Origin of the sequence: Persicobacter psychrovividus (assembly GCF_036492425.1) — a bacterium.
In the GTDB taxonomy this organism is placed as follows: domain Bacteria; phylum Bacteroidota; class Bacteroidia; order Cytophagales; family Cyclobacteriaceae; genus Persicobacter; species Persicobacter psychrovividus.
Map to the genome: position 1 here is coordinate 87,718 of NZ_AP025297.1, position 25,916 is coordinate 113,633.

Consider the following 25,916-nt stretch of genomic DNA (forward strand, 5'->3'; position numbering starts at 1 on the left):
TTCATATTTATTGACATCACTATATACACCATGAGGTATTTTTTTACTTGTATTTTATGTCTTTGGGCAAGCATGTTGCTGGCTCAAAATACCTTCAAAATCAAAACCAATATTGAGAACGACAGCCTGGTCATGGGCTTCGATATTGCCATGAAGGATTTGAACAACAACCTCAGAAAGGGAAAAACCCGACTCACCGACCGCATGAGCGAAGCGCCTTTGCTGGAAGCTGGAGCTGATTATGACCAACCCTGGACACGCGATATTTCCATCAATACGATCAACGGAACAGCCTTCTGGCAACCCGAAGCCATCAAGCGTACCCTTTGGGCCGTTTGCGAGCATTCCCCTGAAGGCGATACCCTGATTGGTGGGCAGTATTGGGATAATATGATCTGGGCACTCGGCGCTGATGCCTATTACCGTGCATCGCAGGATGAGGAATTTTTGAGCCGTGCATGGCCTGTGATTACCCGAACACTAAAACAGAAAGAAACACTGGAGCTTGATAAAGAAAAAGGACTTTTCCGTGGGGGCGCCATTTACGGGGATGGCATTTCGGCATATGATGCTCGCTATACCGATACGGGCGAATACACAGGAACGGAATGGAACTGTACGATCACCAAGTGGGTGGAGCACAATCCAAGCCTGAAAAGTGAAGGTGGCGGTTTGCCAATGATGGTGCTTTCCACCAACGTGATGTACTATCAGGTGTATCAGACCTTGGCGACTTTATCCAAGGAAAAAGGCCTTTCAAATGATCAATATCAGAAGAAAGCCAAAGCACTGAAAAAAGCCATTCAACAGTATTTCTGGAATAAAGAGCAGCAGAGTTTCAATTATTATATTGATCCTTGGGGCGTGAATGACCGTCAGGAGGGATTGGGTATTTCGATGTTATTGCTCACTGATATCCCGACTCCAAAACAGCGTCAGGCTATTTTTGATAATATTCAAATCACCACTTTTGGACTGCCTTGTGTGTATCCTTCCTATGATCGATACAACAAAGAAGGACATTACAGCAGACACGCAGGAACCGTATGGGGGCATATCCTCGGTTTTTGGGGAAGTGCTACTTTACATAATGCACAAGAGCAACTGTTCATTGACAATATGAAGATCATGGCGCATTGGTTTGTGCGTGATGGTGAATGTCGGGAGATTTATCATCCTGACACAGGATTGCCTTATGGCGGTTTGCAGGAAGATGGTTTTAAAAAAGGTTGGATCCGTGAGTGGGAATCCACGCACGAACAAACCTGGACGGCAACGGGCTATTTGCGATTATTTCTGTTTGATATTTTCGGCCTTACAGTGAAGGAAAATGGGCTGTACTTTAAACCAAATCAATGCTTGGACCGCAGCTTTGTCGAATTGGATGGTCTTCGATTTGCTGATGCTGAACTGAATATTCGCCTTCAGGGCAAAGGTCAAAAGGTGAAGGCTGTTTTACTTGATGATCAGAAGGTAGATTTTATCCCAAAAAATCTGAAAGGGAAACATCAGGTGCGGGTTGTGCTTGAGGGCGATAAGGGTATTTCGGGTTAAAACCCGAAGCTATTACAAAATGTACCTTCGGCACATCAGCCCTGAAGGGGCTTTTTGCAAAAGACATGGAATTTATTCCATGGACAAGTAATGTATTAACATTAAAAAAAACACATTAAACATAAACCTATGAGATTTTTTAGTCTATGTTTCAGCCTGTTGCTGATCAGCTCCATATCCTGGGCAAGCAAGGTGTCAAGTGTCTCCTTTGTAACCAACAAAATCATCAAAGTGGAATTTGTTGATGGTTATGTTGAGTATGCGGGTGAAGGCAGTTGGTTTGGTCAGGATAAAGTGCACCAAACGCCACTAAATGTGGATCAGGCAGTTATGCTTGATAAATATCAACTCAAAAACCTTTCTGACGATCAGGTGTACAACCCGATAGTGATCGGTAGAAAATCCAAAATTCACCGCGCCACATGGAAAGGGCACACGCCAATCTACCACCACACGCTTTATCTTCAGTTCGAGCAGCCTTTGGTAACAGGACAGGATTATCAGTTGATGATTGAAGAAAGTTTGGTTGAAGAGGATCATACTTTTGATTTGACTTTTGCCAATAATCAGCTTTCATCGAGTATTCACATCACCCAACAGGGTTTTGTGCCCGATGCAAATTTTAAAGTTGGATACATTTATCAATGGATGGGCGATCAGCGCATGGTCGATTTTGCAGATTACGCAGGGAAGAATTTCCATTTGGTAGATGCTCAAACAGGAGCGGTAGCTTTCACTGGAAAGGTACAATTGCGCACCACGCTTCAGGAAGCAACAGACAACGTAGAGAAAGCCGACAGCAAGATTTTCGAGGATGGAAAATTGTTTTCCCGTGCAGATGTTTATGAGTGTAACTTCTCGGATTTCAGTACGGCTGGTGACTATATCTTGCAGGTGGAAGGTATCGGACAATCTTACCCTTTCCATATCAAAGCTAATGCATATGAGGAAGCATATTATGTAACTACACGTGGGCTTTACCATCACCGTAGTGGTCCTGCCCGCACCACAGAACATACCCAATGGACCAAAGGCGTGGATCACATGCCGGGCGTTGATAATTTCAAAGTGCATTATTCGGATTTCCGTTTTATGGACATCCGCAAGGGACATAACAGCTGGTTTGAGGATTTGGTAGCCAATAAAACCAATGTGGAGATGCCTGAGGCATGGGGCGCATGGATGGATGCGGCGGATTTTGACCGTCAGGCACGACACATGATCGTCAGCAGCTTGTTTGCTTTGCATTACCTTTTGGCTCCTGAGAAATTTGTGGATGGTGATCTGAACATTCCTGAAAGTGGCAACGGCATTCCTGATATTATCGATGAAGCAATTTGGGGAATTGATTTGTTTCGTCGATGCAAAGGTCCAACGGGCGGAATTATCGGTGGGGTGGAAGCCAATGATCACCCGAGTAGCTATGGATCAGTGAAAGACAGCAGCGACCCTAAAATGCAGTGGTTTACCTATGCCGAAGACCCAATGTCATCCTATACTTATGCGGCGGCGATGGTTCAGATTGCAGCGGCTTTGGAGTTGTCAGGTAACACTTTCAGCAGCCAAAGTTATTACAATGAAGCAGCGGAAGCGTATCAGTGGGCAGAAAATAACTGGAGAGAAGGCGATTACAATAAGCTGAAAGATCGTCGTTTGCGTGCCTCGGCTTGGATGTATTATTACACTGGATTGGATTACTTCCAGCAACACTTTAAGGCGGATTATGAAGCCCGAGCAAGAGATGAAGGAACCAAAGGTTACCATATGGGATTGTTGGGGTATTTGATGGCAGATCATGCGAACAAGGATGAAGCCTTGAATCAAACGGTAAATAACTTCATTTTTGATTTGGCAGATGAGTTGGTAACGACAGGATCGCAGCGTGCTTCACGTTTGGCCTCTTTCGATAAAAATACTTATCACGCCGTAGGACATGGAACGACGCCTTATAATACCTTGTTGAACTTCGCTTATGCGACCACAGGTCAGCAGGAATATTTGGACTATGCCCGCACCACAGCCGATTATTTCTTGGGAGGAAATGCAGTAAATAAAACATACGTTACGGGTCTTGGTGCTGATCCTGTTACCGAAGTATTCCACCTGGACAGCTTCTACGATGATCAGGAAGAGCCTGTTCCTGGCATCGTCCCTTACGGTTATCACACCTGGGGACAGTGGATGAAATCGGGTGAAAACAGCGTCAACCAGCCTGGATTCAACTATAAAAATATTTACCCTGAACGCCACTTATGGCCGAGTCACGAATGCTGGTTCCCGAACCGATACACCATCGTAACGAACGAATATACGATCTGGCAGAATATCGCTCCTGCGGCGATGGCATACGGTTTCTTGGTTCCGAATAAAGAAACGGTGGATCGCAACGCTACTCAAAGAGTGGTGCTGACCGCCCCGATGATGAACCAAGTGATTGAGAAAAATAAAGAGGTTCAGCTTCATTATCTGACACAAAACAAGCAACAACAAGCTACCGCTGTTCGGGTATTTGTGGATGGTGAATTGGCGAAAACATTGACCGCCGAGGAGATTGCTCAGGGCTTTTCGGAATTCACATTTGGCGAAACAGGTACGCACGAAATTTATATGGAAGTAGATTTTGGCAATGAGCAAATTTCCACAGAGGAAGAAGCCGTAACCGTAGAGATAGTGGATACTTTGGCATTGGAGCTTTCTTTTTCAGAAGATATTGAGGAGGAAATTCATCAGGATACTACTTTGATCGTTGTTGGGAATTTAAATGCTACCACAGGGATCAAACAGGCGAACTTGTATTTGGATGATCAATTGGTTGCACAAAAAGCGGCATTGCCGATTGAGTTTGAGTTGAAGGAGCTGGAAGTAGGCGAGCATCAGGTGAAGGTGGAAGTGATCACCAACGTCCTTACCGCCTCATCGGTGAGCAGTGACGTTTACAGCCTGAACATTACCGATCGGGTTTTGAACAATGATCCATTGAATCGCCTGGCGGTTTATCCCAACCCTGCTACCTCCGAAATTTTTTTTTCGGGTGTCAAATCAGTTGATCATGCCGCATTGATCGACCTTCAGGGACAAACTGTAAAGCAGGTTTTCAATGCCTCGGAAATGCACCTACAAGGCGTGGCCAATGGGCTATATATCCTGCAGGTAGCCGTGGGATCAGAGGTTCATTCCCAAAAAATAATGATTGTTCGGTAGTTTTCACCTGGTCGTAGGCTCTAACTGGTCGAAGCGTCCCGCTACGACCCAAAACCCCGCAAGTGTCCGCTTGCCACATCAAAAAACAATCTGGTCGTAGGCTCCTGTCTACGACACACATTACTGCAATCTTCGGCTTACACACAACAAAAAATTAAATATTAACACACCATGTTTCAAGATAAAATCAATCAACTTTTAGAAAATCACCAACAGTTGGTGTCCAAGCAAAATCAGCCCGACAACGGCACAGAAGGATATGTACAACGTTACCAAAATGAGGTATTTACGCCTGCACATTTCCCTCCGCACTGGGTTTATGATTTGAATGAATCGACCAACCCGCATTTAGCAAAAAGACTCGGCATCAATGCAGTTTTTAATCCTGGGGCTATCTTCTTTGAGGGGAAATTCTACCTGATGATGCGCGTGGAAGGCTACGACAGAAAAAGCTTTTTTGTTTTGGCATCAAGCCAAACGGGCGTTGATCAGTTCGAAGTAGAAGGGTTGCCAATCGCCATCCCTCAACTTGAGGACCGCGATGTGAATGTGTATGATATGCGCCTGACCCAACATCAGGACGGCTATATCTATGGGACTTTTTGTGTGGAAAGAAAAGACCCTGATGCCAAATCGGGCGACGAATCTTCGGCGGTGGCAGCCTGTGGTATCATCCGTTCCAAAGATTTGAAAAGCTGGGAACGATTGCCCGATTTGATTACCTATTCGGGACAGCAGCGTAATGTGGTGCTACACCCCGAATTTGTTGATGGCAAATATGCGCTTTACACCCGTCCGCAGGATGGATTTATTGACACTGGTAAAGGTGGTGGTATTGGTTTTGGCTTGAGCGAAAGCATGGAAAATGCGGAAGTGAAGGAAGAAATCATCCTTGACCCGAAAAAATACCACACCATCAAGGAAGTTAAAAATGGGCAAGGTCCTGCACCGATAAAAACCGACAAAGGGTGGTTGCACTTGGCACACGGCGTACGAAATACAGCGGCTGGTTTGCGTTATGTACTCTATATGTTCATGACTGATTTGGAGGATTTAACCAAAGTGATCGCCCGTCCTGGTGGCTACTTTATGGCACCTGAAGGTAGCGAGAGAGTAGGCGATGTAAGCAATGTATTGTTTGTTAATGGATGGATCGAGCAGGAAGGCAAAATATTTATCTACTACGCTTCTTCCGATACCCGCATTCATGTGGCGACTTCCTCGGTTGATCAATTAGTGGACTATTGCCTGAATACGCCCGAAGATCCATATTTTAGTTCGGATTGTGTAGCGCAACGTATTGCGTTGATTCAGCAAAATGAAGCGGTGTTGGTTTAATTTATAAACATTATGCAGGGACGTTGCATGCAACGTCCGTACCGTCAGGTACAAAAATATAAATCTGGTCGCGGCAACATGCTTCGACCATTTTTTGTGTGCGCCGTGCATGGCGATTAACTAATCGGTGCAAGTCCGTAGTGGGGGTTAGTAGTGTCAACCACATAGCAGAAGGCAGGGGTGTTTACCGTGAGGTATAATCTGAAGGAAGCCGTATGCAAATCTCTGGCCTGAGGGACACGAACATCATGAGGCAGTATTGTTTGGATAAGCTTGCATAACAAAGTAAAGTCCGAAACTACTCGGAAGGCAATGCTGTAGATGGTGCAGGTAGATGGAGAGAAAGTTAATCGTCTTACCGCGGGAGATCTCGCAGGGGTGTCTACTAATAGTAAAGGGCACGTTCGAAAAAGGTTTACTGCGAGAAGTCAGCCGAAGTCATAGTAGTCGAGACCGATGGCGAAGGACTGAACTTTAATTAGGAATCATTATAGAAAGTTACCGAATGAAAGGTAGAAAGCAGAAAGTACGAAGAAACAGTAGCTTGTTCGGAAAAGCACCTGCAGAACAGGAGAAAGCCGATCGAGTGCCGACTTTTGTTTGGATAACTGAAGCGGATGATTTCACAGTTACACAGAGAAAGGAAGGATTGTTAGACAAAATCTTGTGTCCTTATAATTTGAACCGAGCTTATCAGCGAGTGGTCAAGAACAAAGGGAGCCATGGAATTGATGGAATGAAGGTCGGCGCTTTGGCGTCATATCTGCAAATTCATGGAAGGGAAATTGTACAATCCATACGTCAAGGGAACTACCGCCCGAACCCAGTCCGACGTGTAGAAATACCGAAGGACAATGGGAAGACACGCCCTTTGGGGATACCAACGGTAGTGGATCGTTGGGTACAACAGGCGATCAGCCAAGTTTTAGTTCCGATTTACGAAAAGGAATTTTCACCTCATAGCTATGGATTTCGTCCTGGTCGCAGTCAGCATCAGGCATTACTTCAAAGCCAAGAGATTTTATCAGAAGGCTATCGCTATGCGGTGGACTTAGATATGGAGAAGTTCTTTGACACGGTAAATCATAGTTATCTTATCACTTTACTGTCAGAACAAATCAAGGAAGGATCGGTGATTTCACTCATTCACAAATATTTGAATGCAGGTGTTGTGATCGGTCATAAATTTGAAGCAAGCACCGACGGCGTACCGCAGGGTGGACCATTGAGCCCATTATTGAGCAATGTAATGCTTAATGTGTTGGATCAAGAACTGACCAAGCGGGGACACCGATTCGTGCGCTATGCTGATGATATGATTATCTTTAGTAAAGGTAGAAAAGGAGCGGAACGACTCAAAAGAACAGTTACCCGATTTATTGAAGGTAGGCTGTATTTGAGGGTGAACAAGGAGAAAACGCAGGTAGTACCAAGACGGCAAATCAAATTTTTGGGATACTCCTTCTACATGTGGAAGGGAAAAGCACGTTTTCGAGTTCAAGCCAAAAGTATCAATCGGCTAAAGGATAAAATGCGTGCTATCACCAATAAAAGTAATGGTCTGGGCTATCAAAGGCGGAAAACCCTGCTATCTCAAACGATAAAAGGGTGGATCAATTACTACAAATTTGCCGAGATGAAAACCATCATGCAACGACTCGACGAGTGGTTACGCCGACGAATTCGGGCATTTACTTGGAAGAATTGGAAGCGGGTAAGAACACGGTTCAAGGAACTAAAGCGACTGGGTGCCGATACATCGAAAGCCTGGGAACACGCCAACACAAGAAAAGGACATTGGCGGATCGCAAAGAGCCCTGTATTACACAAAACCCTGACTGATGAAGTGCTTCGAGAACAAGGCTACGTCTCTCTAAAGACATACTATCTCTCTGTACACTGAATTAAGGAACCGCCCTGTACGGATCCGTACGCAGGGTGGTGTGGGAGGTGCACTGGTGAAAGAGGAAATTCTCTTTCACCAGCCATCTACCCTATTCACCCAAATCTGGTCGTTGCATCTCGCTGCGACCATTTTTTATTCACATAATTTCCCTTCCCCCTTGGGAGTAACCCCGCTTCCAATCGTATCATTTACAAAAATTATCATTTTTGAAATATGCGATATCTATTTTTTATTCTCAGCTTTTGCAGTGTTTTTTATGCCACTGCGCAGGAGCGAATTATCAGTACGGAAAACCAACAGTGGCAAGTTCAACCTGCCGAAAAAGTTAAATTCCCAAAAGGAGTAACTGTTGAAAAAGTAAAGGTCAATATCAATCAGCCTTTGCAGGAGATCCATGGCTTTGGTGGGTCATTCAATGCACTCGGTTATAAAGCATTAACTATTCTCCCCGAGGAGGAGCAGCAGAAGGTAATGGCTGATTTATTTTCGGATGAAGGAACAGCTTTCAATCTATGTCGTATGCCTTTAGGTGCCAATGATTTCTCTGAAAGATGGTACAGTTTCGATGAGGTCAATCAAGACTTTGATCTAAAACACTTCAACATCGAAGAGGATAAAAAAAATCTGATTCCATATATCAAGTTCGCTAAAAAATATGCACCTGAATTACAGGTTTGGGCATCACCGTGGTCGCCACCGATGTGGATGAAACATAACCGTCATTATGGTGGACGTGCCACCAACATGCAATGGGGGCCATTGTACGGGGATAATATGGAAGAGATCTTCGCCAATAACCGATTCATCATGGAGGATCGTTATTTGACAACCTACGCCAACTATTTCTCTAAATTCATCTCTTCTTATCAGCAGGAGGGGATTGAAATCTATTCTGTGCAGCCACAAAATGAGGTGCAGGCGAATCAGTTTTTTCCAAGCTGTGTATGGACGCCTCAGGATTTACATCGCTTTACAGAAGAATATCTGATTCCTACATTGTCTGAAGATCACCCTGAAGTGAGTGTACTTTACGGCACTTTGAATATGGATTCAGTGGAGTATGTGGATGTATTGATGAAAAACTCAAAAGCACAGGGTATTGGTGTGCAGTGGGATGGTATTGAAAGTATTGAGTATATCAAAAATAACTATCCGAATATTGAGATTATGCAAACAGAGTCTGAATGTAATAATGGATTGAATAACTGGTTTACGGCAGAGCATACTTTTGATCTTTTATATACTTCCTTCAAGCAGGGAGCGAACAGCTATATGTATTGGAACATGATTTTGGATGATCTGGGTTTGAGTACCTGGATGTGGCGACAAAACAGCATGATCTCTATAGATCGATATACACAAGCCGTTACGTATAACCCAGAATATTATGTGATGAAACATTTTTCTAACCTTATTCAGAAGGGAGCACATATGCTTTCTGTGGATTCAAACAAAGACTTGAAGGTGTTGGCATTCCAAAATACAGATGGGTCAATTGCAATTATTGGAGGAAACACAACCGATGAGGATCAGTACTTCAAATTAGACATGGACGGGAAAACTGAAAAAGTGATTCTGCCATCACACAGCATATTGTCGATTCCATTCTCTCAAAAAATCAACCATTAATCATGGCGATTCAACAGTTAGACCTATTCATTATCCTGGTGTATTTACTCTCCACGGTAGTGATCGGGCTGGTGCTCAACAAACGGGCAAAGGCCAGTAAAGAAAGTTACCTCTTAGGGGGAAACAGTGTGCCCTGGTACATGCTTGCGCTCTCCAATGCTTCAGGTATGTTTGATATTTCGGGAACTATGTGGATGGTCTCGATCCTGTTTATTTATGGACTGAAAAGTGTTTGGTTGCCGTGGCTATGGCCAGTATTCAATCAGGTATTTTTGATGGTTTATCTCTCCATCTGGTTGCGCAGATCCAATGCCACCACAGGAGCAGAATGGATAAAAAGTCGCTTTGGTGGTGATAAGGGGGCAGAGCTATCTCATTTGATTGTCGTGATTTTTGCCATCATCAACTGCCTTGGCTTCATGGCCTATGGTTTTGTTGGACTCGGTAAATTCGTTGAGTTGTTCATTCCATGGTCAGTGGTGAGCCCTTATGTTCCTTTTGATGTAGCACCTGCTTATGTGCCTCATTTTTATGGCATCTCATTGACTATTTTTGCGATTTTCTATGCGCTCGCAGGGGGAATGTTGTCAATTGTTTGGACAGATGTGATTCAATATTTGATCATGACGGTGTCTGGAATTGTCATTGCGTTGATCGCGATGAACAAGCTGATGGACAGTAGTTTATTAGTGCCCGATAGCTGGTGGTCCCCGTTTTTCAGTTGGAATTTGGAGATGGACTGGCGTCCGCTAATCCCTGCGGTACAGGAGAAAATCAAAAGCGATGGCTACGAGTTATTCTCCATCATCTTTATGATGATGCTGTGTAAAGGATTTTTGGTTAGTGCTGCAGGACCTGCACCGAATTTCGACATGCAGAAAATCCTTTCTACCAAATCACCAAGAGAAGGAGCACTGATGAGTGGACTGGTATCGGTGATTCTTTTGCCTACCCGCTACCTGATGATTACTGGAATTGCGGTCTTGGGAATCTTGTACTTCGATGACCTGAACCTGATGGTCAATGGCGCGGTGGACTTCGAACAACTATTGCCTTCGGCGATCAGTCTTTTTGTCCCAACAGGTTTGATGGGACTCTTGTTGGCAGGATTGCTTGCCGCTTTCATGAGTACCTTTGCAGGAACGCTCAATGCGGCTCAGGCTTATATTGTCAATGACATCTATGTTAAGTATGTGGAACACGATCCGAAACCGAAAAAAATTGCCTTTCTGAACTATATGTCAGGATTATTGATCGTTGGGGTCAGTGTCTTCTTTGGCATTTTTGTCAAAGACATCAACAGTGTGTTGCAGTGGTTGGTATCGGGACTTTGGGGTGGATACATCGCCGCCAACGTGCTGAAATGGTACTGGTGGAGATTCAATGGTTATGGTTATTTCTTCGGAATGATTGGTGGAATAATCCCTGCCTTAACCTTTCCTTTGGTATTGCCAGGCTTTTTCCCAGAGCTTCCTGAAGCGATTTTGATGCTTTATTTCTTCCCTGTTTTGCTTGCAATTTCTTTTGTAGGTTGCTTGATCGGAACATACATGTTTCCTTCTACGGAAGCTTCGGTGCTTATCGACTTTTATCATAAGGTCAGACCATGGGGATTCTGGCAACCTGTTCGACAAATGGCAAAGTCCAAAGGTATTTCTCTTCAAAAGAATGATGATTTCAAGCGTGATATGAGTAATGTCATCATCGGAGTTGTATGGCAAACCGCCCTGACCATTGTTCCGATATATTTGGTGTTAATGCAGTGGACGGCTATGGGTATTGCTTTAGGTATTGCAGCGGTATTATCTATTGTTTTGAAATACAGTTGGTTTGATAGACTGCCTTCAGAAAAAGAAAAATCGACTGAGTTGTCCGAAATAGACATGAAAGAAGAAGTGATACAATAGACCGACTCAGCAACTGAATTATAGCTCAATAAAAAGCAGGACTTTGGTCATGTTTGAAAAAAATATTCATTATTTTTAGGCTTCCCTTAGGGGGAAGCCTTTTTTTGTTCGTATCACTGATGTATTTTTTGATCTATATTTTTGTAAATGGCACAATTACTACCCGAAAGTGAACTGGTGTTGAACCTAAAGAATGGCGATTCCAAAGCCTTTGACCGCTTGTTTTCGATTTACAACAAGCAGGTGTATTACTTTGCGCTTTCCTATGTGAAGAATGCATCCAAGGCTGAGAACCTTTTGCAGGATATTTTTCTGAAGGTCTGGAAAAATCGTGCACAGCTTGATCCAGAAAAAAACTTTAAGAGCTTTCTGTTTACCATGACCAAAAACTTGATTTTGGATGGATTCAAAAAAGAATCAAGTGAAAGAAAATATCAAGAGTTTGCCAGCTACAAAAACATGAAGGAAAGCACCACCTACAACGATGTGGTGATGTCCGAATTGCAGGACTTACTCAAGGATATTGAAGAAGAGATGCCCGCCAAAAGGAAGAGCATTTATAAAATGAGCCGTTACGAGCATCTGAACAATCGCGAGATCTCTCAAAAACTTGAAATTTCCGAGAAAACAGTCGAGAATCAAATTACGCTTTCCCTGAAGCATATAAAAAATCGCTTGAAAGACCTTTATAATTTACCAAAACACAAATTACAATAGGGGGCAGTTATAGTTTAATCGTATATATTTAAAATACATATATTATGCATACGAATAAACTTATTTTATTTATACTGTTTCTATTTCCCCATCTTGTTTTTTCTCAAGAAAATAAACCAAATATCTTATGGATAACCTGCGAGGATATTTCATGTAATGTCGGGGCATATGGCGACTCGGTAGCGATAACGCCAAATATTGACCGCCTGGCATCCGAAGGAATTCGTTTTGATAATGCCTGCTCGGTGGCAGGAGTATGTTCCCCAAGTCGTGCGGCGATTATCACAGGCGTTTATCCAACCAAAATTGGTGCACACAATATGCGGGTAAATTGGTTTACCCCTGAGGGAATAGATCCTTATGAGGTTGTTGCTCCAGATGATATTCATTGCTTCACGGAATATCTACGAAAAGAAGGATATTTTTGCACCAATAACTATAAAACCGATTATCAGTTCAAAGCACCATTTACCGCATGGGATGAAAACGGAAAACAAGCGCATTGGCGACACCGGGAAGAGGGACAGCCATTCTTTTCTGTTTTCAATATCATGACCACCCATGAAAGCATGTTGTGGAAAAATGCGGATCACGAACTTATTGTCCCTGCGGAACAGGTGAGTGTACCTGCCTATTTCCCAGATACCAAAACGGTTCGGAATGATATTGCACGGAATTATGCCAATATTTTCGAGATGGATCAAGAGGTTGGTAAGTTGCTTGCTCAGCTTGAAGCCGATGGCTTGATGGACAATACCATCATCTTCTTTTACAGCGATCATGGTGGACCCTTACCCAGACAAAAAAGAGAGATCAACAATGGAGGTCTTCAGGTTCCTTTCCTCGTTCGTTACCCTGATCAACACGGTGCGGGAACAACCAACGATGAATTGGTAAGCTTCCTGGACTTGGCACCAACGGTTTTGGATTTGGCAGGAATAGCACCTAAGAAATACATGGATGGACGTGTATTTTTGGGGGAGCAAAAGCAGCCCGAACCTACTTATCTTTTTGCCGCGCGTGACCGAATGGACAAACAATACGATCGTTCAAGAGCGGTTAGGGATAAGCAATTTGTTTATATCAAAAATTATCATCCTGAAAAGCCGTGGTATATGGATGTGGCCTATAGAAAGAGCATCCCGATGATGCGGGAAATGCTTGAAATGAAAGAGGCGGGAACACTGAATGATATACAGATGCAGTGGTTCAATCCTACCAAACCTGCCGAACAACTTTTTGACTTTACCAAAGATCCCGATGAGGTTCACAATTTGATTGATGATCCAAAATATAAAGCCGTTGCCGACCGAATGCGGAAAGCTTTGGATAGATGGGAGCAGGAAAATATTGACCTTGGCGCTACGCCAGAGCCAGAGATCTATCAAGAGATGTGGCCTAACCGCGAACGTCCGTCATCAGGAACCGTTCGATGGGTTTATAAAGAAGGGAAGGGGTTTGAAATTGAACATAGCAAACAAGGAGTTTCACTCGGATACCAGGAAATAGGGGCCGAGAGGTGGCAAATTTTCACCAAAGCGATTACCTTTGATCAGTTGGGACATTACCGCGCCAAAGGCATTCATATTGGCTGTGAGGAAAGCCCAACCACTTTACCCTTAAAAGGAAATCCGTTGATGACCAAAAATGTCAAAAAACTTCAATTGGAGGTCGAAGGACAAGTTATTTCCGGGAAAAACCCTTTTGAAAAACTTTTTATTTTTTCTGATCAAGGCCAATTATTAGGTCAAAGCAATGATAAAAAGTTCACCTTTGATATAGGTGAGAATGAGCAAGTTATTCTTGCCTTCGTAGATGGGCAGGAGCTGTTGATTCAGGAAGTTTCTTTGAACGGAAACAAAAAGAATCAAAAAAATATTTTTTTTACCGAGCCGCTTAGGGGGAAGTAACGAGGCGGTCGTACTATTGATGTAAATTAATGATTATGGATTTAAGAGAAAGGCCTGACCTGTTAATAAATTTTTACACTGGTAAGTGCAGCTACGAAGAGTACCTGATGGTGATGGAGTGGCTGAGCGATCCAGTGAATGAAGCGGCAGCTGATCGCATCATGAAGGATCATTGGGCCTTGATCTCAGGTATCGCCATGGATACGGGCTATGATCAGGAAGGAGTTTTGAATAAAATCAAGGCAGTGCAGGCGGAAGAGGTAAAGGCTGAGGGTAATGAGCAATCAGAAATTTCGGTAAGTGAACCCGCTGCAAAGGTGGTTAAAATGAGTCCGAAATGGTGGTATGCAGTTGCAGCAAGTTTGATATTTATTTTTATAAGTATTGGAGTTGTTCAGTTTATTTCTCCTGATCAAATCCAAACCTTGGCGGTTACGACACATCGGGGAGAACAGCGCACGATTGTATTGCCGGATAGTTCAGTGGTTACCTTAAATGTAAACAGTGAATTGACTTTCCCAGAGGAATTTGAAACACCTGAGCGCATTGTGTACCTGAAGGGGGAAGCCTTTTTCAAGGTGAATGCGAACCCAAAACGACCTTTCATTGTTAAGGCAGGTGGTTTGGATGTTACAGCGCATGGCACAGAGTTTAATGTTAATTTTTCGGATAAAAATAAAGTGATCGTTGGTTTGATGGAAGGTAAAGTGTTGGTGAAAGATGGCTTTGACCAGCAGATCAATATGAAACCGAACGATAAAATAGCTTATTCGGATAAGACGCAAAAATTCACTACTTCTAATATCGACGAGCTGACTGATGCCTGGAGAAACAATATATTGGTGATCAATCAATTACCATTCAAACAGGCAGTGGAGAAAATAGCCGACTGGTACAATGTGGATATTGAAATTAAAGGAAAACCCTCTACCAAATGGTTGGTAAGAGCGAGTTTTAAAGGCAATGATATTACTAAATCTTTAGAATCATTATCCTTTTTATATGGTATAAGATACCATAAAAACAAAGATAAAATTATTATAGAAATATAATTTACTACCTATGAATCGTATTTTTTTACGAACTACAAGTACACTTTTTTTATGCTTGTGGGTCTTGCTTACGCCTAAACTTTTTGCGGGAAGCTATCAACTTGACAACATTAACCTCCAGGGAAAACGCACGATGGAGGAGGTAATCACTTATTTAGAGGATAAAACAGATTACTATTTTGCATTTGACCATTCTCAGGTCAATCCCAAACAAAAGATCCAGATCAATCAATCGTTCACCGAGGTCAGTGAAGTGATGAGATTTTTATCGGATCAGTTAAATATCGAATATGTAATTAAAGACAAGCTGGTTACCTTAAAACCAAAAAAAGTAAAAACCCAAGCTCCTCGAAAACCCATAGCACCGGCACAAAAAGTTACTGTAAAAGGGAAAATCGTGGACACTGACGGTTCCGAGTTAATCGGCGTTTCAGTGGTCATCAAAGGAACTACTCAGGGAGCGATTTCTGATGTAATGGGTAATTTCAGCGTCGAGGCTCAACCATCCGATGTGTTGGTTTTCTCCTATGTAGGTTATAAACCACAGGAAATCACTGTCGGAAATCAAAGCCAGTTGAATGTTGTACTTGAGGCGGATGTCGTTCAGATGGACGAAGTGGTTGTGATCGGTTACGGTACACAGGAGCGCAAGGATGTTTCTTCAGCGGTGGATATCATCGGAGCCGAGGACCTTGAAATGGCTACTTCCAATGTACTGAACAACATTCAGTCAAAATCAACGGGGGTCATTGTTACCAGTGCTTCTTCAAGCCCTGGTTCAGGAATTAACGTGAACATTCGTGGTGTCGGGACGGTGGGTAACTCCAACCCCTTATACATTATTGATGGGGTGCCAAATTTCGATGCCAACATGTCGAACATCAACCCAAATGATATTGAGAGTTTTACCATCCTTAAAGATGCCTCAGCAGCAGCGATCTATGGTTCGCGTGCCATGAATGGGGTAGTGTTAATCACCACCAAAAGGGGTAAAAAGGGAGAGCCAAAGGTGAGTATCAAAACTACCTACGGTGTTCAACAGGCTTACAGTCAATTGGATTTATTGAATGCAAATGAATACCGCGACTATAAGCGTACAGTATTTGCTTCTCAGGGAATTACAGGAAAAGATTTACCAGATTTCATCAATAATCCAACCCTGGTAAATACTGACTGGCAATCAGCGGTATATCAGACGGCTCCAACGGTCGAAACGACGGCTCAGTTTAGCGGCGGTAGTGAGCATGGAAATTATGCTATTTCTGCAGGATATTTGGATCAAACGGGTATCGTTAAAACCACTGGATACGAGCGGATTACCATGCGTGTGAACTCTGACTGGAAGAAAGGACGCCTTAAAATTGGGGAGTCAATGGCTTTCACCCGTGCAAGCCGTAACCCAGGAGTGGGGTCTCCGGTAAAGGGAACTGGTTTCGCTTCTCCATTGATGCCGATCTATGACCCGTTGAATGCACAGGGATATGGATCTCCTCAAACATTGATCACTGGGGCGGACACTTATTCAAATCCTTTAGCTATGCTGGAAGTTAGGGATTATGATCACTTTAATAATAATATCTTGACCAACGTTTACGGACAGTTGGATCTGATGGAGGGATTGAACTTCAAATCTTCCTTTTCTTCGATCATCAACAGTGGTCGTGTTTCCAACTTCTTACCTGAGTTAGACCAAAACAAATCTGCCGATACGAGAAGCAACACAAGAAAAGATTTGACCAAGACATTCTCGACACAGTGGGTTTGGGAAAATACATTGAACTATAAAAATACTTTCGGAAAGCACTCTGTTGAGGGGATTTTGGGATATACCGCTCAGGAAAATGAATTGAGAAGGACTCGAAATGTGGCTGTCTATGATGATTATCTTGGCGCTCCATCCTTGGATAATGCAACAGACGTTCAAGCATTGGAGGATTATGATGCCTTCACTTTCTTATCTACTTTCGGACGAGTGCTCTATAATTTTGACAGCAAATATTACCTGACTTTTACCGTTCGCCGGGATGGTTCTTCCAGATTTGCACCGGCAAATAAGTTTGGTACTTTTCCAGGAGTTTCTGCTGCATGGCGGGTCTCGGATGAGAACTTCTTTCCGGTTCCAAAAAATGTGATTGACGATTTCAAATTACGATTAGGGTACGGTACGCTGGGTAACAGTGAGTTCGGAAATAATTTTGAGCAATATTCAACGATCAATTTGCAGCCAAAAGGTGTTTATGGTGGCCCGGGGGAGAGCATCATCGATGGTGCGGCGATCACTAATATCAGCAAAGGGCAGTCTTTAAAGTGGGAGACGGTAAAGACGCTTAACGTAGGTGTGGATGTATCTTTTATGGAAGGGCGATTGAACTTTACAGGAGATTATTATGTGAAGAACTCTGAAGATATTCTGATCCAAATGGCGCCGGTATTCATTAGTGGTATTTCTCAGTCGTTTACCGCCAATGGTGGTGCGATACGAAATTCAGGTTTGGAATTGGCCCTGAATTACAATAACAACTTTGGCGAGGTCGGGTTCAATATTGGTTCTTCAGTTTCTTTTTACAGCAATGAAGTTACCTCTTTGAATAATCAGGAGTTTCTGGTTGGTGGAGACAATTTCGCCTCCGCAGCCTATTGGGGTGCTACCAGAACCGTTGAAGGCGGTAACATCGGTGCATTCTATGGCTATGTGCAGGAAGGGATCTTTCAGAACCAAACGGAAATCGATGATTTGAATAACCAAACAGGTGAGGGCATTGAATACCAGAAAGGTGCTCGACCTGGCGATGTTCGCTTTAAAGATTTGAACGGTGATGGTGTGATCAATGAAGAGGATAGAGAGACCATCGGCAGCCCAATTCCAGATATGTCATTGGGAATTAACTTCTCGATTAATTATAAAAACTTCGACCTGTCTGTGATTGGATCCGGATTGTTCGGATATCAAAATTTCAACACCGTAAGGGCCGGTTTGGAATCTGTGAATAGCCGGGAGTTGTACTCAAATAAGATGACTACAATCCACAATTCATGGACGGGCGAAGGATCAACCAACACTTACCCGATCATTCGTGCGGACGACACCAACGGTAATGACCGGCGCTTCTCCAGCCGATGGATTGAAGATGGGGATTTCTTCCGAATTCAGACCGCAAGATTATCTTACAATTTCCCACAGCAACTAATCGAAAGATGGAAATTATCAACCCTACAATTGTTTGTTTTGGCGGAGAACCCATTGGTATTTACCAAATATTCAGGACTTGATCCGATGGTTGGTTCAGACTCCTTCAATGATGCAAGCGGCCCAACACTTTCAAGAGGGGTAGACAAAGGACGCTATCCGATGGTCAGAACTTTCCAGATTGGTTTCAACCTTGGCTTCTAAAATTTAGGACAATGAAAAGATTATATTTTTTAGCAATTACAGTGGCCATGATGTTTTCTACGGCCTGTAATCCAGATACTTTTTTGGAACGTGTTCCTGAAAATGAAATTACTACTGGGGTGTTTTTCAAAAATCCCCGAGATATAGAAATGGCAATGGCCGGTGTGTATGGTTCTTTCAGCCAGGGGGCATACAAAGTAGCTGTACATACCACAACGGATGTGATGGACGATGACCAGGAGACGGTTTCTGAATTGCCTTTCAACCGTTTCATCATTCAGGCAGCCAAGCAACCCAACGCAGCCTATGATGAGGCTTGGCAGTGGTTCTTTGAAGCGATTTTCAGAGCCAATGTGGTATTGTATTATATGGAGGATATTGAATACCCATCAGCAGAACAAAAACTGAAAGTTGAGGCTGAAGCAAGATTCCTTCGCGCATTGGCTTATTTCAATCTGGCGAATACCTGGGGCATGGTACCGATTTATACCGAGCCATTGATCTTGCTGACAGAGGATTATATCCTGCCACAATCCACTCCTGAGCAGGTATATGAGGGAATCATTTATCCAGATTTGAATTTCGCCAAAGAGCATTTGCCGGATAATGACATTGCTGCCCGAGCAGATCGTGGTGCTGCAATCGCACTATTGGGAAAGGCATTTTTGTATGAAGGAAAGTATGAAGAAGCAAAGACGGCTTTTGCAGAGATTGTACAGAACGAAGGCAAGTATGGATATGGGTTGGTGAGTGATCTCGATGAGATCATCAGTAATCAGAGTCAGTACAATGAAGAGTCAGTTTTTGAATTGGCTTATAAATACGAGAGTGCTTCTAATGCCTGGACCAAGGATTTTCCTAATTCGGGTACAGGATCTCTCAAGACACAATATTTTGCGCCAGCACAAATCAACGGTTGGGAAAACACCTGGCCAACGCTTGATTTGGTAGCGGAATTTGAGAATGGTGACCCAAGAAAAGAGGCATGGATGTACCACGATGGAGATATACTTTTGGTGAAGCCTTTGGGAGAATCGGAGTATCGTCCATTTGAAGATACTTATGATGTGTCGGAAAATCGAAAAAATCAAGATAACCGAAACGGTGTTTCGATCCGAAAAGGATTGGTTTACTACCCGGGTTATTATGATGTGGCCGGTTATGAGGATAATAGAATTTTGATCCGTTATGCCGATGTATTGTTGATGTATGCTGAAGCGCTTGCGATGACAGGGCAGGAGGGCGAAGCAAAAATGTTGATCAACCGCGTACGTCAGCGTGCTTTTGGATCAGATACTTTCCCAACCATTGAGCAATATATGGCCGAAAGTGGTAAAGATTTGATGGAAGCGATTAAGCATGAGCGCCGCGTAGAATTTTGCTTTGAAGGCACAAGGTTTTTTGACCTGAAACGCTGGGGAGATGACGTAGAGCGTTTGAGCCCAAGAGGATATAAACCTTATATGGAATACCTGCCAATCCCACCGAATGAGATTGTGGCAGCGGGCGGTATCCTAAAGCAAAATCAAGGATATAATTAATTATACAAGGAAAGAATAATTGGAACTATCGCGAGAGTCCTCTCTCGTGATAGCCTGCCAATGACGACTGCCATTTCGCAGTCGCCTGGCTCCTTATTGCCTTTTCAATAGCAATACCAACAAAATAAAACCTATAATTTTTAAACTTTTATGTTAAATATGTCAACCCAGAGAATTTTTTCAGCAATGATGGCCATGGTGCTGTCAGTAGCTTTCTTGTCTTCCTGTTCAGAGTCAGAAGACAACGCACAAGTATTTCCTAAGCCTGTAATTGTGGCAGAAGATGGTGAAGCTTTCAAAGGCTTCGAATCTACTTTTGATATTCAGGTGAACGCACAGGGAAAAGTAGCTTCTATCGCAGCGACCGCAGAAGGTGGTGAAGTGGAAGTCGCTAATATTGAAGGATTAAATGAAACTTCAGCAACAGCAGATTTGAAATTCACGGCTGAAACTGAAGGTACAGCAACCATCACGATCATGGCCAAAGACGGTGCTGATCAGATGACAGAAGAAACCATCACTATTACGGTTGCTGCTGAGCCAACGGCTGTTGTTTTGACAGAAGTGAAAGCAGTTCCTGTAACAGCGGATGCCCCTGGTAAAATCATGTTGAAAGTAGAAGGCGGGGTAACTCCTTACACTTACTACTTGAATGATGAGGAGAAGACGATGGAAGACCTCGCAGATCTTCAGGCGGGTGACTATACCGTTAAGGTAATGGATGCTATCGGTCAGGAAGTGATGGAAACTGTTGAGATCGAAGATCTTTCAGCAGAGGTTACAATGGTCGATATGGACGGTAACGTTTACAAAACGGCTCTTTACGAAGGTTATTACTGGACAACAACAGATGTTATCGCATTGACGGATCGTGATGGCACATCTTTGCCTACCCCTGAGGTGATCAATGTTACTTTGGACGCTGGTGAGGTAACGGTCGATAACGAAGTAGCTGTAAATGCTGGTAACACCTTTGAAACAATTGATCAAAAAGTATTCGACGTGAATGTTTCTTTCAAAGATGTTGAAGGTAATATGCATGAAGTAACGACTCGTTCTTATACTTTGTCTGCAGCAGATAAATTGTGTCCTGAAGGATGGACTTTCCCTGTGAAAAGTAACGTAGGTGGTACTTGGGAGAAAACTTGTACTTGGGTACCTGCAAGCGAAGCAGCTTGGTCTGGGTATGCATGGACAGGGGTAGCCAGTGAATTGTCCCCAATCCTTGAGTTGGACGACCCTGCATTCTTCGTAGGTCAAAAAGAGAAAAATTCAGAAATCGAAAAAGGTAAAGATTATTGGGTTTCTGGTAATGGTGCGAAAAATATTTGGGCAGGTTATATGGAAGGTTCAGACCCTGCTAAAACTACCCCAGGCGGTAACTTCATGAATATCGGTGGTAATGGTAACGGTAACCAAATGTTTTTTGACAACACTGGTACTTATAACTACCAAGGTACTAATCCAACGATGACCGGTAACTGTCGATGCGTGAAAAAAGCGAACTAATCCTTTTATTAACTAATTTATAGGTACTGTCTGAGGAAATATTCTGCCAAGGGCAGTACCTTTTTTTGATTATGTTTCGATCAATCTTTATATTTTTTGTAATCCTGACCACCGCCTGCAGTGTCAATAATGGTGCAGAGCAACGGTCATTGTTGATAGATGCCTTTGACCATGGGTCTTGGAATGGTTTGGTGATGTTGGATCAGAAATCGAAACAATCTGCCGCCTTCCGATTCAATTCTTATTATCTGTCAGAAGGGGAATTTTCTTATTTTGCAGGTAAGGCATTGGATGCCCCTGTAAGTTACGCCAACAACGGCGACAGTATTTATCACCACATCAAAAAGGTAGGGCTGAAGTCCTCCAATAACGATTACGCCAGCTTGCAATGGCAACAAAAACAGGCCACTTGGCACTTACAATGGGGTAAAACCAATAGCGAAGACCTTTACGGGCAGTTGGTCAATGACCATGCGAACGATCATGGATTGATTGTCGAATGTTACCTTCCTTTCGAGCAAAAGGGAATCATGCACTTTGAAAACAATCAGCTCAAGGCCAATACCTTCCATTTGCTCTTTGATCAGCAACCTACCAAAATAGTTTCCTCTTCTGTGCCTTTGAAAGAAGAACAGGTGCGGGAATTCATTGAAAAAGGGTATGCGAAAAGCAAGCAAATCAATGGATCTTATCTTTATTTATTATATAGCAATATCAATAGCCTAAAGTTCAAACTGAATAACAACAGTGGATTGGGCTGGGAACAATTTGATCAGCTTTTCCAAAAGCTTGAGGCAAAGACCATCAAAAACCGCGTGCGGGTGAGCACTGCTCATGGCAATGTGGCTGATGCGCTGATTGACAACCTCAACTGGATGCGGGCTTATATCCCTGATGCAGGCAAAACCTATGTTCCTGCAGGAAGAACCTGGGATTGGGGCGGTTGGGCGATCTTTGAATGGGATGCCTTTTTCAACTCACTGAGTTTGTCGATTGACAACCCTGCTTTGGCCAAGGAAAATTTGGATGCGCTTTATTGGGCACAATACGAAAATGGGAACATGCCCAACTACCGATGTGGTGATAGTGGCAGTCTTGATCATTCACAGCCGCCGATCGGTCCGTGGGTGGTTTGGAAAATGTATCAGCGAACGAATGATATCAGTTTGTTGAAAGAGGGATACCCAAAGCTGAAAAAATGGTACGACTGGTGGTATGCTGAAAATACCAATGGTAACCCGCGCCGTGATGGCAACAAGGATGGGCTATTTGAGTGGGGAGCTGATGCCGATAAGGCGAAAACCAAGTTGAAAATGGCCATGTACGAAAGTGGTGCCGATGACAGCCCGCGATTTGATTCGGCGAGTTATTCGCATCAGACGTGGACAATGAACATGAATGCCATTGACCTGAACTGTCAGATGGTGAGCATGAATGACCATATGGCCAAGATTGCCAAAGTCATTGGTTTGGCCGATTCTTTAGGTTTTGAATCGGAAAAACAACGATTGACCCATTTGATCAATGCACAACTTTGGGATCAGCAAGATCAACGCTATAAAGACCGCTATTGGGATGGTCAATGGAGTCAGACCTATGGACCAGAGCATTTTTATCCACTGTTTTCTGGGGTCGCATCTCAACAGCAAGCCGATGCAATCGTCAAGGATTTAATGAATCCCGATTTGTTTTGGGGGGAGTATATTTTGCCGACGGTTAGCAAAAATGATCCACGTTTCCCTGATCAGCAATACTGGAGAGGGTCGATCTGGCCACCGACCAACTACCTTATTTTTGATGGATTGGTAAAATATGGATACGATTCATTGGCAACAGTTTTTGCTGAAAAAAGCATGGCGATGTACATGCGCAATCTCAAGGAGAAGCAGACCAGTCAGGAGAATTACGATTGCCGCAGCGGTTGGGGTGATGGACAAAAGTTCCAGAGCTGGGCGAGTTTGTTCAACTTTATGTGGTTGGAAAACAAGGTGGTCAAAACAGAAGAAGGCTATCGTTTTGGTAATTTGGATAAAGGTGATTTTGCCATTGAAGATCTTTTGGTTTCGGGTAAATCCTTTAACCTGAACCAATCGAAAGGGCATCTGAACATTCAGATCAATAATCGGGATTTTCTTCTGAGTGATGTACCGATCTTATGTAAGGGTTTTGTTTTTGAAAATAACCGCCTTTATGGGAAAATCATCAGCCACCATTTTGGCGAGGTGAAATTCCCGACTTATGAGGCAACGCAAAAAATTAAACCAGGAGAAAATATAATTGACTTAAAAAATATCAACCTGTAATGAAAAGCATTTTTTTATCTTTAATAACTGCCTGCGCCATCGGATTGAGCGCCTGTGGTGAACAACAATATCAAGTCAATAGTCCAGACGACCAATTGTCGATAGGCGTGATAAAGCAGGACGATGCCATCAAATATTATGTGTTGGCACAAAAGGATACGGTAGTATTTCCATCGGCGCTTGGGCTAAAAACTTCCAATGGACAGGTTGTGGCAGGTAATATTGTTGATTTCCAAAAACATGAAATCAATGAAAGCTACCCACTGGTTGTGGGTAAACATCAAGAAGCACTGAATCATTGTGTAGAAGGGGTTTTGACGGTTGAAAACGAACAAAATCAGCAGACTGAAATCTACCTTCGTGCTTACCCTGAAGGTGTAGCATTTCGCTTGAATGCTCAATTTTCTCAGGCGGTCGATTTGATGGAAGAAACAACGACCATTGAACTGCCGACCGAAGATTTAAAATTGTGGGCAGGAAGCGATCGTGGTGTAATGGAGCATCCTTTTACCCATTCTTATGAATTTAAATTTCAACACAAACAGTTGTCGGACTTCACGGATAGCAGTTTTGTGCATACGCCACTGGCTTTTGAAACCAAAAATCATGTGGGAATCATCACCGAAGCGAATGTCAAATCTTACCCGCATTGGTATCTGAAACCTGAAGCCAATGGTTTCTCAAGCATCAATACCCCGCTTCCGAATACAGGCGTTCTGTTGAAAAACACAAAGCAGATCACTACGCCATGGCGCGTGGTGATGATTGCCGACGATTTTTCTGGATTCATCAACAGCGACCTGATCACCAACTTATGTGAACCATCGGTCATTGAAAATACCGATTGGATTCAGGCAGGAAAAGGCGCTTGGGACTGGTGGAATGATTACGAAGTGGATGTTGAAAATCCTGGTAAAAATCAGCATACCATGAAAGCCTATATTGATTTTGCTGCTAAGAATAAGCTGGAGTACATGCTGATCGATTCCTTTTGGTACGGCGATGAAATGGATACCACTTTATCAATTCTGCAAACCACAGATTCCCTAAATATGCCTGAATTGGTGCAATACGCCACCGATCGAGGCGTGGGCATACACCTTTGGGTGAACTGGAAAAACATGAGCAAGCAGTACAAGGAAGCTTTGCCTTTGTATAAAAAATGGGGCATCAAGGGTATCAAGATGGATTTCATGAAGCGTGATGATGCTGAGATGGTGGACTTCTATCATGAGATTTTGCAGTCCGCAGCAGATAACGAATTGATGGTGAACTTGCACGGTTGCTACAAACCAACGGGTATTCGTCGTACTTATCCGAACCTGGTTACCCGTGAGGCCGTTCTGGGATTGGAATATTACAAATGGGATGAGCAGGCGGGGCCTGAGCATGCCGTTACCGCACCCTATATTCGTCAGATCATCGGTCCGATGGATTACACGCCAGGAGGTTTCCGCCAGGTGAAAGAAGAAGATTTCGAAGCTCGTTTCCATGCGCCATTGGTTTTGGGTACACGAGCTCATCAATTGGCAATGTTTGTGGTTTTTGAGAGTCCTTTCCAAACCGTAGCAGATGGACCCAAAGCGTTTGAAAATCAGAAGGGATTAGACTTCATTGCGCAGGTACCTGCCACTTGGGACGAAACCAAGTTTTTGTCTGGTAAAATAGGAGAGTCGATTGTATTGGCAAGGCGCTCAGGAAAAGATTGGTACATTGGCGGAATGGTTGGAAATGAAGCGAAAGAAGTTGAGCTTAAATTAGACTTTTTGACGAAAGGTGATGATTATAAAATCAGCCTTTGGGAAGATGCTTCCACTTCAGAAGATCAACCGACCGACTGTCAGGAAATCAAGTTGGACAAGTTGCCGGACCTGTTGAAAATTAAGATGGTAAAAGGCGGAGGTTTCGTGGCTGTAATCAGTCCATCAACCTCAAATGAATTGATTGCAGAACAATAA

14 protein-coding genes are annotated in these 25,916 nt (G+C 43.3%); all 14 read left to right on the plus strand.

Going from position 1 to position 25,916, the window contains the following annotated elements; genetic code table 11:
* The first annotated feature begins 30 nt into the window (after positions 1-30).
* The 14 genes from AABK40_RS21295 to AABK40_RS21360 all read left to right on the plus strand — a co-directional run bounded on the left by AABK40_RS21295 (position 31) and on the right by AABK40_RS21360 (position 25,916).
* On the plus strand, positions 31-1,554 hold the full coding sequence (locus AABK40_RS21295; RefSeq protein ID WP_338399284.1) for an MGH1-like glycoside hydrolase domain-containing protein: 1,524 nt from the start codon (positions 31-33) through the stop codon (positions 1,552-1,554).
* 129 nt (positions 1,555-1,683) lie between these two features.
* On the plus strand, positions 1,684-4,755 hold the full coding sequence (locus AABK40_RS21300; RefSeq protein ID WP_338399285.1) for a glycoside hydrolase family 9 protein: 3,072 nt from the start codon (positions 1,684-1,686) through the stop codon (positions 4,753-4,755).
* Positions 4,756-4,926: 171 nt separating this feature from the next.
* Entirely contained in the window at positions 4,927-6,093 is a 1,167-nt protein-coding gene (locus tag AABK40_RS21305) for a glycoside hydrolase family 130 protein (protein ID WP_338399286.1), read from the plus strand.
* 505 nt (positions 6,094-6,598) lie between these two features.
* Positions 6,599-7,996 (plus strand): group II intron reverse transcriptase/maturase, encoded by a 1,398-nt coding sequence (ltrA, locus tag AABK40_RS21310; RefSeq protein WP_338397344.1) that lies wholly within the window; start codon positions 6,599-6,601, stop codon positions 7,994-7,996.
* Between the two features lie 216 nt (positions 7,997-8,212).
* Positions 8,213-9,628, plus strand: coding sequence for a glycoside hydrolase family 30 protein (locus AABK40_RS21315; protein ID WP_338399287.1), 1,416 nt, complete (start codon positions 8,213-8,215; stop codon positions 9,626-9,628).
* A gap of 2 nt (positions 9,629-9,630) precedes the next feature.
* Positions 9,631-11,535, plus strand: a complete 1,905-nt coding sequence (locus AABK40_RS21320) for a sodium:solute symporter family protein (protein WP_338399288.1) — start codon at positions 9,631-9,633, stop codon at positions 11,533-11,535.
* 147 nt (positions 11,536-11,682) lie between these two features.
* The gene (locus tag AABK40_RS21325; protein WP_338399289.1) at positions 11,683-12,252 is read left to right on the plus strand and encodes an RNA polymerase sigma-70 factor; all 570 of its coding nucleotides are present in this window, start codon (positions 11,683-11,685) and stop codon (positions 12,250-12,252) included.
* 44 nt (positions 12,253-12,296) lie between these two features.
* Positions 12,297-14,162 carry a sulfatase family protein gene (locus AABK40_RS21330; protein WP_338399290.1) on the plus strand — a complete coding sequence of 622 codons (1,866 nt, stop codon included), beginning with the start codon at positions 12,297-12,299 and terminating at the stop codon, positions 14,160-14,162.
* Positions 14,163-14,197: 35 nt separating this feature from the next.
* Complete coding sequence (locus tag AABK40_RS21335) at positions 14,198-15,214, plus strand: FecR family protein (RefSeq protein ID WP_338399291.1); 1,017 nt, start codon at positions 14,198-14,200, stop codon at positions 15,212-15,214.
* Between the two features lie 10 nt (positions 15,215-15,224).
* Positions 15,225-18,605 carry a SusC/RagA family TonB-linked outer membrane protein gene (locus AABK40_RS21340; protein ID WP_338399292.1) on the plus strand — a complete coding sequence of 1,127 codons (3,381 nt, stop codon included), beginning with the start codon at positions 15,225-15,227 and terminating at the stop codon, positions 18,603-18,605.
* Positions 18,606-18,616: 11 nt separating this feature from the next.
* The gene (locus AABK40_RS21345) at positions 18,617-20,146 is read left to right on the plus strand and encodes a RagB/SusD family nutrient uptake outer membrane protein (protein ID WP_338399187.1); all 1,530 of its coding nucleotides are present in this window, start codon (positions 18,617-18,619) and stop codon (positions 20,144-20,146) included.
* Positions 20,147-20,305: 159 nt separating this feature from the next.
* Positions 20,306-21,655: a hypothetical protein gene (locus AABK40_RS21350; RefSeq protein WP_338399188.1), complete on the plus strand. Its 1,350-nt coding sequence runs from the start codon at positions 20,306-20,308 to the stop codon at positions 21,653-21,655.
* A 71-nt stretch (positions 21,656-21,726) separates the two neighbouring features.
* On the plus strand, positions 21,727-23,958 hold the full coding sequence (locus AABK40_RS21355; protein ID WP_338399189.1) for an amylo-alpha-1,6-glucosidase: 2,232 nt from the start codon (positions 21,727-21,729) through the stop codon (positions 23,956-23,958).
* Entirely contained in the window at positions 23,958-25,916 is a 1,959-nt protein-coding gene (locus tag AABK40_RS21360; protein ID WP_338399190.1) for a glycoside hydrolase family 97 protein, read from the plus strand. Before AABK40_RS21355 ends, AABK40_RS21360 begins: the two co-directional genes overlap by 1 nt.

Excerpts from the sequence above, each read along its gene's own strand:
- AABK40_RS21295 (WP_338399284.1), top strand. The coding sequence starts at position 31 with ATGAGGTATTTTTTTACTTGTATTTTATGTCTTTGGGCAAGCATGTTG.
- AABK40_RS21300 (WP_338399285.1), top strand. The coding sequence starts at position 1,684 with ATGAGATTTTTTAGTCTATGTTTCAGCCTGTTGCTGATCAGCTCCATA.
- AABK40_RS21305 (WP_338399286.1), top strand. The coding sequence starts at position 4,927 with ATGTTTCAAGATAAAATCAATCAACTTTTAGAAAATCACCAACAGTTG.
- ltrA (WP_338397344.1), top strand. The coding sequence starts at position 6,599 with ATGAAAGGTAGAAAGCAGAAAGTACGAAGAAACAGTAGCTTGTTCGGA.
- AABK40_RS21315 (WP_338399287.1), top strand. The coding sequence starts at position 8,213 with ATGCGATATCTATTTTTTATTCTCAGCTTTTGCAGTGTTTTTTATGCC.
- AABK40_RS21320 (WP_338399288.1), top strand. The coding sequence starts at position 9,631 with ATGGCGATTCAACAGTTAGACCTATTCATTATCCTGGTGTATTTACTC.
- AABK40_RS21325 (WP_338399289.1), top strand. The coding sequence starts at position 11,683 with ATGGCACAATTACTACCCGAAAGTGAACTGGTGTTGAACCTAAAGAAT.
- AABK40_RS21330 (WP_338399290.1), top strand. The coding sequence starts at position 12,297 with ATGCATACGAATAAACTTATTTTATTTATACTGTTTCTATTTCCCCAT.
- AABK40_RS21335 (WP_338399291.1), top strand. The coding sequence starts at position 14,198 with ATGGATTTAAGAGAAAGGCCTGACCTGTTAATAAATTTTTACACTGGT.
- AABK40_RS21340 (WP_338399292.1), top strand. The coding sequence starts at position 15,225 with ATGAATCGTATTTTTTTACGAACTACAAGTACACTTTTTTTATGCTTG.
- AABK40_RS21345 (WP_338399187.1), top strand. The coding sequence starts at position 18,617 with ATGAAAAGATTATATTTTTTAGCAATTACAGTGGCCATGATGTTTTCT.
- AABK40_RS21350 (WP_338399188.1), top strand. The coding sequence starts at position 20,306 with ATGTCAACCCAGAGAATTTTTTCAGCAATGATGGCCATGGTGCTGTCA.
- AABK40_RS21355 (WP_338399189.1), top strand. The coding sequence starts at position 21,727 with ATGTTTCGATCAATCTTTATATTTTTTGTAATCCTGACCACCGCCTGC.
- AABK40_RS21360 (WP_338399190.1), top strand. The coding sequence starts at position 23,958 with ATGAAAAGCATTTTTTTATCTTTAATAACTGCCTGCGCCATCGGATTG.